We start from the raw sequence: 13,361 nt of genomic DNA, 5'->3' as shown, positions 1-13,361 counted from the left end.
CTGTTGCCGCTTTTCTTGGGGCAAATGCCGCAGATCAACTTGCAACGCCCCAGAAGCGCCGGTGTAAGCTCAGTATGCGTTTGAGCGAAACAGGCAGCCAGCGGTGGCGACGGCCCATCTGGTAGGCGACAAATTTAAGGGCTGCCTCGAGCCAGCCATACAAAACCCATCCCCAGGCACCTTTTTGGGCCAGATGCATGGTCATATGCCGCACAAACCGCAACCCCTCGCCGCTGGTTTTGGCCCCTGTCAACATATCACCAGCCTGATCTACAAAAACCCCTACATCGAACAGGCGGCGAAACTGCTGGCTCAAGCTGTAGTTATGCGAGTGAATGACCTTTGCTTCTGCAGCATAGGCCACCGTGTGGCCTGCTCTCAGCAACCGGGCACAGAGGTAAACATCCTCGTCAACGATCACCCAGTCCGGGTAGCCACCCATGGCCCAGAACACCTCGGCCCGCACAGCCGAGGCTACATCGGAGTAGAAGAAGGTCTTGAAGCCTTTATACGGAAGTTGCGCGAGGGTTTGCAGGTGACTCTGAGCCGGGTAGTTGAACTGTCGCCCAAAGGCCTCGGTTGGGTTGGCATCGGGATAGGGAATTTGCCGAGCATAGGCTGCTACAGCAGTACCCTGGCTGATGGGCTCGATCAGCTTTTGTAGAAAGAATTCGTCTGATGGGAGGGCATCCTGGGTCATAAAAACCAGGATTTCACCCTTGGCCAGCCGCGCTGCACGGTTGCGCGTTCCACCATGGTTGAATTCCGACTGTGGGATCACTTCGACCCGACAGCCCATCTCTTGTGCGATTGCAACTGTCTGGTCGGAAGAGGAGGAGTCTATGATGATGATCTCGTAGGGTTTGAGGGTTTGCCGCCACAGCGCCTCGATCAGTATTGGTAGGAACGTGGCCGCTTTGTAGGTGGGAATGATCAATGATACGGTCATACGTAGAGCCAGAAACCAAGGTTGCGCAGCCAACCAGAACAGCGAACCTTATTTCGAAGCAACCAACTACGCCGGGACAGTGGATCCAGCTCTTGCAGCCTTCCGTACTCGCTAATAATTTTTGGGGTTGACATACCGAATCGCTCAGTGAAAGCTCGCGCCTGCCTTTGGGTCTTTTCTATGATCCCTCGAACTTTCTTTGCTTTGCTAAACATTGTACCCCACCCCCATCTTTTTGCACCGATACTGTTTGAATCATGTTGGCGGTAACGTACGGTAGGCTGTGGCACCAACTCCACCCGCCCAAAAGCAGACCCAACTAAAGCCAGCCACCAGTCGTGCATAATAGCTTCTTGCGGAATAGGTAAAGCCATTCGATACAGCGCTCGGTTAATAATGGTTGCACAGCCCGTCACCGTATTTTGAACCAAAAGGGTGTTTAGACCCTGCCCTGATGTGGGCTCAAGGTACTGGTATTTCCAGAAAGAATTAGCAATTACAGATAGGTCATGATTTACAACCTCAAGATCGCTGTGTATGAGAAGAGGTACACCCGAGCCCCAGTGAGCTTCAGCCTCTAGCATCCGATGAAGAAGTAATTCTATCTTATTGGGCAGCCATATGTCGTCCTGGTCACAAAACATTACATAAGGTGCAGACGCATATTCTAGCAAACGAGCAAAATTGCCCTTAGCCCCCAATCCCTTATCGCTATCTTCAATAATTCTTACTCGCCCCGGGAAACTCTGTGAGTAAGTCTTAAGTATGTCTCGGGTGCTATCAGTAGAGCCGTCATCCCGCACAATAAGCGACCAGTTCGAATAGGTTTGCGCACCCAACGAGTCAAGTTGATCCTGCAGGTACCGTGCTCCATTAAAAGTTGCGAGCAGTATCTCCACATGGAAGTGACTCAATCGACACCTCCTACAAAGCGGTAGAAAAACACCCGGGCATCCTGGATCAGCAGGAGCAAAGCCCAGACCAACCTCCAGAAAAACCATGCTGGTAGTCGAGTCGGCGCTAACCCAGAGAAGGCAGTTGCCCGTTTCTTCGCTTCCACCAAAAGGGCCAGTCTCTCTATACCAGTGAATTGGTGTGAGAGTCGCTGTGCAATAGATGCAAGATCGGCATACTGGCGCATCCTTTTGGCTCCATTAGCATTAACCGTGTTTTCTTGATGCCATCTGTATGCGGCAACGGGAATGTCGATGAATCCAAGAGCGCCTCGAGCCAGTAACCGCAGATAGTAATCTCGATCTTCGATCATGACCGACTCGTTGTAGTAGCCCACTCCCAAAGTATCGTCGAATGCAGTACGCCTCAAAAGCAAACCCGGCCCAGGAACAGACCATCTCAAGATGAGCTCCAGCGCCATTAGTCTCGAAACCTTTAACGCCTCCGGCCGGGCTGAAAATTTATAGATCTGAGTCAAGGCACTGCGCCCGGTTTGTCGCCCACAAGAATCTACTACTATACTGTCGCCAAAAACCGCTAGCTTTTCAGGGTTGTTTGTTAAATACTCAATCCGCCTGGCTATACCATTGGGTAAAAGGTAATCATCACTAGCTACTAGCGTCAGGAAATCTCCCTCAGCTTTTCGAACCAAATAGTTTAGAGTTCGACATAAGCCCTTGTTGTCTTGTCTTTCTAATATAAAGCGTTTGAACGCGGTCGAGTGCTGCGTGCGCCATGCTTGCACCATCTCAAAAGAGTTATCCGTGGAACCATCGTCTACAACCAGAACCTCGAGGTTGGGCCAACCTTCGCTCAACAAACTGTCCAAACACTGACGCACATAGCGAGCGTGGTTATAAACCGGGATTAAAACGCTAACCAGAGGCTCGGCCATTTCTATCTCACCTCAACCCGAACCTGTCGAAGCCAAACAAGCAGCCAGAAACCACACATCAGTGTCCATACTAATGCAACTAGCAACCCCCAAGGCTGGGAAAAAAACCGCACTAGTGTTGCCACGCCTAGACCCAGCATGAGTAGACCCACATTCGTCCATGTGGGCGCCCAGGTTTTGTTTGCTACTAGCACCAGTGCTAAAACGAGCAAATAACCGCCATACCCGAGCAGCCAGCCTATACCCAAGCCCTGCAAGCCAAACTGCTGCATGCCCCACAGACAAAACCCCAACATCATCCCGCCCCCCAGCGTTTCGGTGAATAGATACATGCGACTGGGCAATATGGCCAGTACAGCAAAACCAAGCGTCCAGCTCAAAAACCGTAATAGATCGCCCAGCAGTTGCCACTGCAGTACTTTCACTGCAGGCTCAAACTCAGTAGAAAACAAAATCGTTACCATCGGGGGAGCCAGTGCTATCGAAAGTGTGATAAGAGGGCCACCTATCAGTAGAACAAAAGTTTGCTGGAGGTGTATAGTCTGACGGAAGACCTCGGGCCGATCTCTAACGGAAGATAACCGGGGATAGTAATCTTGACCCAATGCATTTAGTAAAAATCCAATGTAGGCGGTAGAAAATAATACGGCAGCTCTGTAGTAACCCACGTTTTCTTGACCGAGTTGGTGTAGCACAAAAAAGGGCATTGCAAGCTGTACCGCACTGCCAACCAGCTGGCTCAGGGTGTAAGGAAAGCCGAATCGCAGCAACTGGGCTCGAGCCTCTCTTACCCTCGCTAGAAGGGGTTTTTCTCTAGTTAAATACAGATTTCGAACAAAATAGCTCGACAAAACCAACTGGGCTGTCGGAACACCCATTAAGACCAAAGGCAATGCTGTTTCACGCCACAACCAGACCAATCCAACACCCCAAGCCGCCCCAAAGATGCTAGAGAGTGCCGTCACTCGAGCCAGCATCTCGACGCGATGGTAGGCATTCAACAGGCCAATCTGCAAGCCCGCAGCTAAACTGAGTAGCACAGCAAGAACAACCCAGACAAGGATCGAAGCAGGGCTGTCTGCCAACATTAAACGAGCAATAGGCTGGCCGAAGAGCAGCGACAGCAAAACCACCGTGCCTGCAAGCAGCGCATAAAGTTGCCAAGACGCCTGGCGTAGCGCAGCTATAAATGTGCTGTCATTTTGGCTTGCGGCCGTTGCTCCCAGGCGAACCAATCCAGAGGGTAAACCCATCCCAGCAACCAGCGCAGCCAGTCCAAGCAAGCCTTGCAGTAAGCTCAGCAAACCCAGCCCTTCCGGGCCAACCCATATCGCATAAGCCTTGTTCGCGATAAAGCCAGCAAACAGGCTTACGACAGAGCCGCTACCCAAGATCAAGGTAGCCCTTAAGATCGAGCCCATGCAAAAGACTGTACAGCCTCCACCACGCGGCCTGCCTGTGCCATGCTTAAGTGTGGGCCGATGGGCAATGAAAGTACTTCCCGGTGAATGGCTTCCGAGATTGGGAGGCAGCCTTCTTGCAGACCCATTTCGGCATATGCCTGCTGTCGGTGGGGCGGAATCGGGTAGTGAATCAGGGTTCCGATACCCTGGGACGCAAGATGCTTCTGCAACTGATCACGCTCAGAGCTGCGAAGCACAAACAGATGCCAGACAGGCTCGCCCCATTCGGGAACGTACGGGAGCGTCAGCCCCGTATTGGCTAGTTGCTTTAGGTACAGCCCTGCAACCAAACGACGACGCTCATTCCACTCATCCAGGTAAGCAAGCTTTACACGTAGCACGGCGGCCTGGATGGGGTCTAGGCGGCTGTTGTAACCCGCCAGCTCGTTGACATACTTCACCCTGGAGCCGTAGTTGCGCAGCATACTTACTCGCTCAGCAAGTTCGGGGTTGTTTGTGGTAACCGCTCCAGCATCCCCTATTGCTCCAAGGTTCTTGCCTGGGTAAAAGCTCCAGGCAACAGCATCGCCGTGTGCACCTATCCTCTTTCCCTTGTAGCGTGCGCCGTGTGCCTGAGCAGCGTCCTCGAGTACCCTCAAGCCATACCGACGCGCGATCTCGAGAATCGGGTCAAGGTCAGCTGGTTGACCATAAAGGTGAACGGGAATGATCGCTTTGGTTCTAGGCGTGATTGCAGCCTCAATAAGTGCTGGGTTTAGGTTATAGGTTCGCTCGTCAGGTTCGACAGGAACAGGTTTGGCGCCCGAGTATGTCACGGCCAACCAGGTTGCAATGTAGGTATTGCTGGGCACAATTACCTCATCACCTGGGCCAACCCCAAAAGCTTTGAGTGACAGGTGTAATGCGTCGAGGCCGTTTCCCACACCTATGCAGAACTGGGCACCGCAATAGTTGGCATACTCCGCTTCAAAAGCCTCGACCTCGGCACCACCAATGTACCATCCGCTCTCGAGGGAACGCAGTACAGCAGCGTCAATCTCAGCCTTCAGCTCAAGATAAGCCGCTCTAAGGTCTAGAAAAGGGATCTCATCCATCTCGAACCCTCTTCACAAATTCGCTGTAATCACGAATATAGTCTAGTTCATCATAAAAATTAGAAGCGAGCACCAAACACACCGAGGCAGAAGAAAAATTGTCTAATTCTCGCCAAACCATCTTTGGAACATACAAACCAAAATACGAACGATTAAGATGAAAACGGTGTCTCACATAACCATCATCAAGAATGACATCAAAACTTCCCGAAGCAGCAATAATAAACTCCTCGAGTTCATAATGGGCGTGTCCACCTCTGCCCTCTCCGCCAGGTATATCATAAAGATAATAAACCCGTTTGATTTCGAAAGGCACGTGTCTATTTTCTTCAACAAAGGTTAGGTTGCCTCTCGGGTCGCTAATCTTAGGCAGAGTGATTATTCGTACTTGATCCAGTGGCATATCAGTCACCTAACTTTTTTACGAATCGGGCTGGTATACCCATTACTAGGGTGTTTGGATCAACGTCCTTTGTGACCACCGAACCCGCTCCAACCAAAGCATTACGGCCTATCCTTACTCCCGGTAGCAAAGTTACTCCTGCCCCGACTGCCGCACCATCCTCAATCACCGGCCCTTGAACTCTGGATTCGTCATAATCCATACGCCCAATAGCATTGTCGTTTGTCATCCCGACAGTCAAACTAATAAATACATCGTTGCCAATTCGACAGTTTCCCGTCACATGAGTTAGATCCATTATTTTGGTGCGATCTCCGATGGTTGTGTTGTAATTTATGGTTACGTAGCGACTTATAATACATTTAGATCCAATTCGACACTTCTCTCGAATAGAAGCACCATCTCCCAACAGAGTGCTCTCGCCAATCTCAACATCATAGAAAATGACCGAGTTTGGGCCAATAGAGCTGTTTGCACCTATTACTACACGCCTTTCAAACTCTGGCTTACGAGAAAGAGCTCCAGCCCCCTTGGGTTCCTTGCCAATATATGCCCCAGGAAATATCTCAACACCGTCACCGATTACTACCCCGGATTCGATAACCACATGGGGGTGGATCACAACATCATTACCAATGGTTACATCTTGTCGTATTACAGCGAACTCGGCGATCTGAACGTTTGTCCCTATGTTACGAGTTTGTACTACTGCATGAGGGCTAATTGATACCATTGCAAAAATTAGTTTATCTCAACCCCCTTATCTTCTAAGGTCAAAATAATCATCTACGCTTTGCGGCTCGAGCTCGAGTCAAATACTCGGATCAGCACCACTCCCGCCACAAAACCCCCAATATGCGCCCAGAAGGCAATGCCCTCCTCGCCCATAAAGTCGCCCGCAAACTGAATCAGGAGCCAGTAGCCCAGGTAAATAACGGCGGGAATGGGCACGGGAATCCAGCCCACCAGCGAGAGAATCAGGGCGCGGGGGTAGAGCACAATGTAGGCCCCCAGCAGCGCCGAGATGGCCCCCGAGGCTCCGATCATGGGGATGTCGCTGGAAAAACCGCTCACCAGGCCCTGAATCAGGGCAGCGGCAACCCCGCCTAGCAGATAGAACAGCAAAAAACGCCCGTGGCCCAGACGGTCTTCGATGTTGTCGCCGAAGACCCACAAAAACCACATATTGCCCAGAATGTGTAAAAGGCTGCCGTGCAAAAACATGCTGCTGAAGAGCGTGATCCCCTCGCCAAAGGGATCGGCCATAAAGCGGGCCGGCACAAAGCCATAGGCCCCGATCACCGCGGCGGGGTCGGTGAGGCCAAAGGTGTACACAAACCCCACAAGGTTCAGCACCACCAGCAGGTAGACCACATACGGGCGGCGGTGGGCCCGGTTGATGTCGTGCAGCGGGAACATGCCCACAGGTTACAGCAAGAACAACAAAAAACCCCCGCCAAGCGGGGGCTGGTATAGCGTTCGTGCCTTACGAGTTGACCCGTACCTCAATCCGGCGGGGCTGGGCAGCTTCGGCCTTGGGGATATCGAGGTAGAGGATGCCGTGTTTGAAGGTGGCCTCGATTTTGCCCAGGTCGAAGGTGTTGGGAATAACGAAGCTGCGCTCGAACTTGCCGTAAGGCCCCTCGAGCCGCCACTGGTTGGCGTTCTCGGGCTTGTTGAAGGGGCGCTCGGCCCGGATGGTGAGGGTGTTGTTCTCGGCGGTCACCTCCACGTTGGAGGGCTCCACACCCGGCAGGTAGACGGCCAGGTGAATGCCCTGGGCATCCTCGAGCGCGTCCACCAAGGGGGTATGGGCGCTTTCAGCGGTGGGGGTGAAAAAGTTGCGCAGCAGTGCGTTTTGCAGTTGTTCAATCTCGCGGAAAGGGTTGTATCGAATCATAGCAACCTCCTTTACGTAGGAGAGTATAAAACTTGAGTGTACTATTGTCAAGTAGTTTTAGTAGTTTATAGATTAGACCAGCCTGACGGATAGCCCTTCGGCCTGCGCCGCCCCGGCCTGGTCACGGTCTGCTGTCCAGAACTCCAGCGCCCCAACCTCGAGGCCGCTTACCCGAACCACCACCAGGGCCGTGGCCAGTTGTAGGGCATCGTAGGCCCGCAGCTTATAGCGCAAAAGGAGGCGTTTGGCCTCACGGTACACCGGGGGTTTGGGCGATACCAGGCGGTACTGCAGCGCGGTGTGAGCCTCCAACACCTCCACGGCCAGGCGCACCTCCTCCGCACTGAAAACCCCGCTTCGTTGCTTCATGCGGAAGGCGGAAACCGCCTCTACTGGGGTTAAGGCGCTCGTGAGTATCACCCTCGTCTCTTCCAGCCGGGCCACCACAGCCCCGGCCCCGGGCTCCTGGGGATCGTAGCGCTTGATGAGGGCCGAGGTATCCAGGTACGGAGGGATCACCGACCCTCCCGTCCCTCGATAACCGCCTGGGACAGCCCCAATCTGCGCTTCCCTACCCGTGCCAGATAAAGCTGAAAAACTTCCTGGGCTTTAGCCGGTGTGCAGGGGCGCTCCGGAAACTCCAGCAAGCCCTCCTGCGCCAGGTTGAGCAACACGGGGGCTTCTTCCTCCGGGAGAAGGTCGAGGCTCAGGCGAATGATTTCGGCCTCGGTACGCCCGGTCGCTTGCGCCAGACGCTTGAGCTTGGCGTCTTCTTCTGGTGTCAGGTAAACTTGCTTGCGGAGCATACATCATAAATATACATCAGGCCACCCCTCAGCGCTGGGGAGGGATGGCCTGTGCTCCACTGGAGGAGCCGCTTGCTAGAGGTGGGGCTGGAGTTTTTGCAGGAGCATATGCTTGGGCGCGGCCCCCACAATGCGCTCAACCGGCTGGCCGTTTTTGAACAGGATCAGGGTGGGGATGCCCTGCACGTGGTAGGCGCTCTGGGCCAGGGGGTGATGATCCACGTTCAGCTTGACCACCTTGAGCCGGCCAGCGTACTCGCGGGCGATCTCCTCGAGCACCGGGGCAATCATCTTGCAGGGCCCGCACCACTCGGCCCAGAAATCCACCAGCACCGGCACGCTGGCCTGAAGCTCGGGGGTGAGGCCCTGGGTGGCATTCACCAGCCAGGGCAGGGGCTTTTTGCAGGCCCCGCAGACCGGAACCTGGCCCGCGGGGGGGTTACCCAGACGGTTTTTAGCGCCGCAATGGATACAGGTGGTGATGTTGTCGGATACAGCCATGGTTACTCCTAGTCAACAAGCGTCTGGGGCCTTGGCGACCCCAGACGGTATTTCCTTAGGCCACCGCAGCCTGACGCACCTCGAAGGTGAGGCCCAGGGGGCCGCTGCTCACGTACAGATGAGCGCCATCGGCCACCTCGCCCGCCAGAATCTTGCGCGAGAGGGGGGTCTCGAGTTCCCGCTGGATCACCCGCTTCAAGGGCCTAGCCCCAAAGACCGGATCGTAGCCGCGCTGGGCCAGGAAGTCGAGGGCCTCTTGCGAGAGCTCGAGGGTAATCCGGCGTTCGGCCAGGCGTTTGCGCACCGCCTCGAGCTGGATCTGCACGATGGCCGCGATCTGCTCCCTGGCCAGCGGACGGAAGACCACAATCTCGTCGAGGCGGTTGAGGAACTCGGGGCGGAAGTGCTGCTGCAGCACCCCAAACACCCGCTCGCGGATGGTCTCGTAACTCTGGCCCGACTGGATGCCCTCGAAGATGAGGGGCGAGCCGATGTTGGAGGTGAGGATAATCACGGTGTTGCGGAAGTCCACCGTGCGGCCCTGGCCGTCGGTCAGGCGGCCGTCGTCGAGCACCTGCAACAGAACGTTGAACACGTCGGGGTGGGCCTTCTCGATCTCGTCGAAGAGGATTACCGAGTAGGGCCGGCGGCGCACCGCCTCGGTGAGCTGGCCGCCCTCCTCGTAGCCTACATAGCCCGGAGGGGCCCCAATCAGGCGGGCCACGGTGTGCTTCTCCTGGTACTCCGACATGTCAATGCGCACCATGTTCTCTTCGGTGTCGAAGAGGCTGGCGGCCAGGGTTTTAGCCAGCTCGGTCTTGCCTACGCCGGTGGGGCCCAGGAAGAGGAAGGAGCCGATGGGCCGGTTGGGGTCTTTGAGGCCGGCGCGGGCCCGCCGGATGGCGTCGGCCACCGCCACGATGGCCTCGTCCTGGCCCACCACCCGCTTGTGCAGTTCGTCCTCGAGGCGCAGGAGCTTCTCGCGCTCGCCTTCCATCAGCTTGGCTACCGGGATGCCCGTCCAGCGCGAGACGATGGCGGCGATATCCTCCTCGGTCACCATGGGCCGTACAAACTTGGCCCCGGCCATGCGGTCGGCCAGCTCGTTGACCTCCTGCTCGAGCTTCGGCAGCTCGCCGTAGCGGAGCTGGGCGGCTTTGTTCAGGTCGTAGGCCCGCTCGGCCTGCTCGATCTGGGTGCGTACCTCATCGAGGCGCTGCTGGGCCGCGCGGAGCCTCTGCATAATCTCGCGCTCGGCCTCCCACTCGGCCTGCTGCTTCTTGATCTCGGCCTCGAGCTCGGCGATTTCCTTTTCCAGCTCGCCCAGCCTGAACTTGCTCTCGGCGTCGGTCTCTTTCTTCAGGGCCTCGCGCTCGATCTCGAGCTGGAGCTTCCGGCGGTTCAGGGCATCGATGCTCTCGGGGCTGCTCTCGAGGGCCATGCGCAGCCGGGCCGCCGCCTCGTCCACCAGGTCGATGGCCTTATCGGGCAGCTTGCGGTCGGCGATGTAGCGGTGCGAGAGCTGGGCCGCCGCGATGAGCGCCGGGTCGGAGATGCGCACCCCGTGGTGCACCTCGTACTTCTCCTTGATGCCGCGCAGAATGCTGACGGTCTCCTCGAGGCTGGGCTCGTCCACAAACACCGGCTGGAAGCGGCGCTCCAGGGCCGGGTCTTTCTCGATCTCGCGGTACTCGTCGAGGGTGGTGGCCCCGATCAGGTGCAGCTCGCCCCGGGCCAGGGCCGGCTTGAGCATGTTGCCTGCGTCCACCGCGCCTTCGGCCTTACCGGCCCCCACCACGGTGTGAATCTCGTCGATGAACAGAATAATCTGGCCCGCGCTCTGCACGGTCTCCTGGATGACGGCCTTGAGCCGCTCTTCAAACTCACCGCGGTACTTGGCCCCCGCCAGCAGCGAGCCCATCTGCAAGCTCACGATGCGCTTGCCCTTGAGCCCCTCGGGTACGTCGCCCTTCACGATGCGCTGGGCCAGCCCTTCCACCACGGCGGTCTTACCCACCCCCGGCTCACCAATCAGCACCGGGTTGTTCTTGGTGCGGCGCAGCAAAATTTGAATTACCCGCCGGATCTCTTCGTCGCGCCCGATCACGGGGTCGAGCTTGCCCTCTTCGGCCTGGCGGGTCAGGTCGAGGCCGTACTGCTCCAGAGCGTTGTAGGTTCCTTCGGCATGTTCACTGTTCACGGTTCTTCCTCCTCTAATCTCCTGCAAGGCTTGCCGAATACCATTGGCCTGCAACCCTCCATACCCGGTCTCGGCCAGGGCCAAAAGCAGCGTGTCCAGGGCCACGAAGCGATCTTTCAGTTCTTCGGCCAGTTTTTCGGCCCGCCCCAGCACCGAGGCCAGACGGGACGAAAGATACTGCCCTCCTTCGGTTCCCGAGACCTTGGGCAAGCGGCCCAGTTCGGTTTGCGCTGCCTGGTAGATACTTTGGGGATTCAGCCCAGCTTTTTGCACGATCTGGGCTGGCAGGCTTGCGGCATCCCGCAGCATCACCGCAGCCAGGTGGGGTAGGTCGATCTGCGAATGGGCAGACTCCCGGGCCAACACCTGGCTTTGGGCAATGGCTTGGCGGGCTTGTTCGGTATAGCGCTCCAGATTCATATCAAGTTTATTATGAAACTTGAGCGTATTATTGTCAAGTCTAATGAGTGTGAATTAAAACCCTAAGTGAGATATCAACCAATACACACGGCATATGAAGCAACAGGCCCCGATCGCTGCCGGAGGATTTTCGACCTTTCTCGCACAGAGCCGGTAAGCTCAGCTCGAGGCTGAGGTGTAGCTTCTGAGAGCAAAGCGCCAGAAGGCCCGCGAAAACAACAGCAGGCCCAGGGCTATCAGAACGGCCAGGCCCAGGTTTGCAACGGTCAGCCGGCCCAGGGCGGCCTCGGCGGGCACGGTAGTAAGGAAAGCCACCGGCACCACAAAAGTAAAGATGAAGCGGTAAGCCGCCGGAAAAGCCTGCACTGGAAAGCGCCCGGCCTCGAGCACCGCCCGCAGCACCTCCGTAGCATTGGCTACTTTCACAAACCAGATGCTGCTACTGCCGATGATGAACCACAGGCTATACAGCATCACAAAGGCCACCCCCAAGAGCCCGAAACCCAACAGGTAATCAAGCACGGCAAACTGCAGGCGGCTACCGGCGTAGAACCAGATCGCCAGTCCGATCAGGCCATCGGTGAGGCCCCAGGGGGAAAGGGTGCGAAAGGAGAGCCAGAACTGGCTGTCCAGCGGCTTGAGCAGCACAAAGTCGAGTGTGCCCTTCTGCACCTGCTCCACCACCCGGTTGAGGTTGGGCGAAAGCAGAGTAAAAGCCAGGCCATCCAGCATGAGGAAGGCCGCCAGTACCAGTAAAGCCTCCTCGAAGCGCCACCCGCCTGGCTGGTAGCCCCCCTGGTAAAGCAAGGAAATCCCAAACAGGCTCCCCGCTGCACCTCCCAGCGAGGAGAGGGCCGCCAGTACAAAATTGCCCCGGTACTCGAGCTCGGCGGCCAGGGCAGTTCCCCAAAAACGACCCAGCACCCGTAGATACCGCACAAGCTCAGTTTATCAACCGGCCGCGTTCACTTTGCGGCTTTGGGCCAGCCGGTAACATAAACTGTATGCAACTAGGCTACTCCTTCTGCCCCAACGATACCTTCATCTTCTATGCGCTGGCTCACGGTAAGGTTGCCACCCCCTTTCCCATCACTGAACAACTGGAGGATGTGGAAACCCTGAACCGCTGGGCCCTGGAAGGGCGGCTCCCGCTAACCAAGATCAGCTACGCGGCCTACGGCCACCTGCGCGAGCAATATGTCGCGCTGCGGTCGGGCGGGGCCCTGGGGCGGGGCGTGGGGCCGCTGCTGGTTGCCAAACACCCACTACAAGACCTGCGCGGTAAAAAAATCGCCATTCCAGGCCGCCACACCACGGCGTTTTTGCTGCTTTCCCTGCACAGCCAGGGATTTGAGCCAGTGGAGATGCGCTACGACCGAATTATGCCTGCCGTGGCCCAGGGCGAGGTAGACGCCGGCCTGATCATCCACGAGTCGCGCTTTACCTATCAGCTACACGGGCTACAAAAGCTGCTGGATCTGGGGGAGTGGTGGGAAAGCCTGACCGGCCTGCCCCTGCCGCTGGGGGCCATCCTGGCCCGGCGCGACCTGGGTACGGAGACCATCCGGGCCATAGATCGGGCGGTGCGCGCAAGCCTCGAGTACGCCTACGCCCATCCCGAAGAAACGGTGGCCTACATCAAGCAGCACGCCCAGGAATTGCAGGACGAGGTCATCTGGGCCCACGTCCAAACCTATGTGAACAACTTTTCGCCGGATGTAGGCCCCGAGGGCGAGGCCGCGGTAGCCGAGCTGTTCCGGCGTGGCGAGGCCGCCGGGCTGCTGCCCGGTTCCAGTCGCTCGCTATTTGTCTGAG

At 56.7% G+C, this 13,361-nt stretch carries 15 protein-coding genes; 1 reads left to right on the top strand and 14 read right to left on the bottom strand.

Going from position 1 to position 13,361, the window contains the following annotated elements; translation table 11 throughout:
- Positions 1-34: 34 nt before the first annotated feature.
- From Q0X18_RS03830 to Q0X18_RS03765, 14 genes are all read right to left on the bottom strand, one after another.
- Positions 35-949 carry a glycosyltransferase family 2 protein gene (locus tag Q0X18_RS03830; RefSeq protein WP_297558783.1) on the bottom strand — a complete coding sequence of 305 codons (915 nt, stop codon included), beginning with the start codon at positions 947-949 and terminating at the stop codon, positions 35-37.
- The gene (locus Q0X18_RS03825; RefSeq protein WP_297558780.1) at positions 946-1,848 is read right to left on the bottom strand and encodes a glycosyltransferase family 2 protein; all 903 of its coding nucleotides are present in this window, start codon (positions 1,846-1,848) and stop codon (positions 946-948) included. The genes Q0X18_RS03830 and Q0X18_RS03825 overlap by 4 nt, the downstream gene beginning before the upstream one ends.
- Before the next feature lie 11 nt (positions 1,849-1,859).
- Positions 1,860-2,798 carry a glycosyltransferase gene (locus Q0X18_RS03820; RefSeq protein WP_297558778.1) on the bottom strand — a complete coding sequence of 313 codons (939 nt, stop codon included), beginning with the start codon at positions 2,796-2,798 and terminating at the stop codon, positions 1,860-1,862.
- Positions 2,799-2,800: 2 nt separating this feature from the next.
- On the bottom strand, positions 2,801-4,219 hold the full coding sequence (locus Q0X18_RS03815; RefSeq protein WP_297558776.1) for an oligosaccharide flippase family protein: 1,419 nt from the start codon (positions 4,217-4,219) through the stop codon (positions 2,801-2,803).
- Positions 4,204-5,316, bottom strand: coding sequence for a DegT/DnrJ/EryC1/StrS aminotransferase family protein (locus Q0X18_RS03810; protein ID WP_297558774.1), 1,113 nt, complete (start codon positions 5,314-5,316; stop codon positions 4,204-4,206). The genes Q0X18_RS03815 and Q0X18_RS03810 overlap by 16 nt, the downstream gene beginning before the upstream one ends.
- Positions 5,309-5,719: an FdtA/QdtA family cupin domain-containing protein gene (locus Q0X18_RS03805; protein WP_297558771.1), complete on the bottom strand. Its 411-nt coding sequence runs from the start codon at positions 5,717-5,719 to the stop codon at positions 5,309-5,311. Before Q0X18_RS03805 ends, Q0X18_RS03810 begins: the two co-directional genes overlap by 8 nt.
- 1 nt (position 5,720) lies before the next feature.
- Positions 5,721-6,452, bottom strand: a complete 732-nt coding sequence (locus Q0X18_RS03800; RefSeq protein WP_297558769.1) for an N-acetyltransferase — start codon at positions 6,450-6,452, stop codon at positions 5,721-5,723.
- A gap of 53 nt (positions 6,453-6,505) precedes the next feature.
- The gene (locus Q0X18_RS03795; protein WP_297558767.1) at positions 6,506-7,138 is read right to left on the bottom strand and encodes a rhomboid family intramembrane serine protease; all 633 of its coding nucleotides are present in this window, start codon (positions 7,136-7,138) and stop codon (positions 6,506-6,508) included.
- Between the two features lie 67 nt (positions 7,139-7,205).
- Positions 7,206-7,619: an Hsp20/alpha crystallin family protein gene (locus tag Q0X18_RS03790; RefSeq protein ID WP_297558765.1), complete on the bottom strand. Its 414-nt coding sequence runs from the start codon at positions 7,617-7,619 to the stop codon at positions 7,206-7,208.
- Between the two features lie 72 nt (positions 7,620-7,691).
- Entirely contained in the window at positions 7,692-8,138 is a 447-nt protein-coding gene (locus Q0X18_RS03785) for a type II toxin-antitoxin system VapC family toxin (RefSeq protein ID WP_013013174.1), read from the bottom strand.
- A complete protein-coding gene (locus Q0X18_RS03780; RefSeq protein WP_027881315.1) occupies positions 8,135-8,425 on the bottom strand; it encodes a ribbon-helix-helix protein, CopG family in 291 nt (96 codons plus the stop codon). Before Q0X18_RS03780 ends, Q0X18_RS03785 begins: the two co-directional genes overlap by 4 nt.
- A gap of 75 nt (positions 8,426-8,500) precedes the next feature.
- On the bottom strand, positions 8,501-8,926 hold the full coding sequence (gene trxA / locus Q0X18_RS03775; RefSeq protein WP_013013172.1) for a thioredoxin: 426 nt from the start codon (positions 8,924-8,926) through the stop codon (positions 8,501-8,503).
- A 55-nt stretch (positions 8,927-8,981) separates the two neighbouring features.
- Entirely contained in the window at positions 8,982-11,546 is a 2,565-nt protein-coding gene (gene clpB / locus Q0X18_RS03770) for an ATP-dependent chaperone ClpB (RefSeq protein ID WP_297558755.1), read from the bottom strand.
- Positions 11,547-11,705: 159 nt separating this feature from the next.
- Positions 11,706-12,485, bottom strand: a complete 780-nt coding sequence (locus Q0X18_RS03765) for an ABC transporter permease (protein ID WP_297558752.1) — start codon at positions 12,483-12,485, stop codon at positions 11,706-11,708.
- A 65-nt stretch (positions 12,486-12,550) separates the two neighbouring features.
- On the opposite strand from Q0X18_RS03765, the gene Q0X18_RS03760 reads away from it, so the two are divergent.
- The gene (locus Q0X18_RS03760) at positions 12,551-13,360 is read left to right on the top strand and encodes a menaquinone biosynthesis family protein (protein ID WP_297558750.1); all 810 of its coding nucleotides are present in this window, start codon (positions 12,551-12,553) and stop codon (positions 13,358-13,360) included.
- Position 13,361 lies beyond the last annotated feature (1 nt).

Source organism: Meiothermus sp., from assembly GCF_026004075.1.
GTDB lineage: Bacteria > Deinococcota > Deinococci > Deinococcales > Thermaceae > Meiothermus.
The sequence above is the reverse complement of the archived record's forward strand: the minus strand, read 5'-3'. Positions and strand labels throughout refer to the sequence as shown.

Bases quoted from the DNA above. Each gene is read 5' to 3' on its own strand.
- Q0X18_RS03830 (WP_297558783.1), bottom strand. From the start codon at position 949: ATGACCGTATCATTGATCATTCCCACCTACAAAGCGGCCACGTTCCTA.
- Q0X18_RS03820 (WP_297558778.1), bottom strand. From the start codon at position 2,798: ATGGCCGAGCCTCTGGTTAGCGTTTTAATCCCGGTTTATAACCACGCT.
- Q0X18_RS03815 (WP_297558776.1), bottom strand. From the start codon at position 4,219: ATGGGCTCGATCTTAAGGGCTACCTTGATCTTGGGTAGCGGCTCTGTC.
- Q0X18_RS03810 (WP_297558774.1), bottom strand. From the start codon at position 5,316: ATGGATGAGATCCCTTTTCTAGACCTTAGAGCGGCTTATCTTGAGCTG.
- Q0X18_RS03805 (WP_297558771.1), bottom strand. From the start codon at position 5,719: ATGCCACTGGATCAAGTACGAATAATCACTCTGCCTAAGATTAGCGAC.
- Q0X18_RS03800 (WP_297558769.1), bottom strand. From the start codon at position 6,452: ATGGTATCAATTAGCCCTCATGCAGTAGTACAAACTCGTAACATAGGG.
- Q0X18_RS03795 (WP_297558767.1), bottom strand. From the start codon at position 7,138: ATGTTCCCGCTGCACGACATCAACCGGGCCCACCGCCGCCCGTATGTG.
- Q0X18_RS03790 (WP_297558765.1), bottom strand. From the start codon at position 7,619: ATGATTCGATACAACCCTTTCCGCGAGATTGAACAACTGCAAAACGCA.
- Q0X18_RS03780 (WP_027881315.1), bottom strand. From the start codon at position 8,425: ATGCTCCGCAAGCAAGTTTACCTGACACCAGAAGAAGACGCCAAGCTC.
- trxA (WP_013013172.1), bottom strand. From the start codon at position 8,926: ATGGCTGTATCCGACAACATCACCACCTGTATCCATTGCGGCGCTAAA.
- clpB (WP_297558755.1), bottom strand. From the start codon at position 11,546: ATGAATCTGGAGCGCTATACCGAACAAGCCCGCCAAGCCATTGCCCAA.
- Q0X18_RS03760 (WP_297558750.1), top strand. From the start codon at position 12,551: ATGCAACTAGGCTACTCCTTCTGCCCCAACGATACCTTCATCTTCTAT.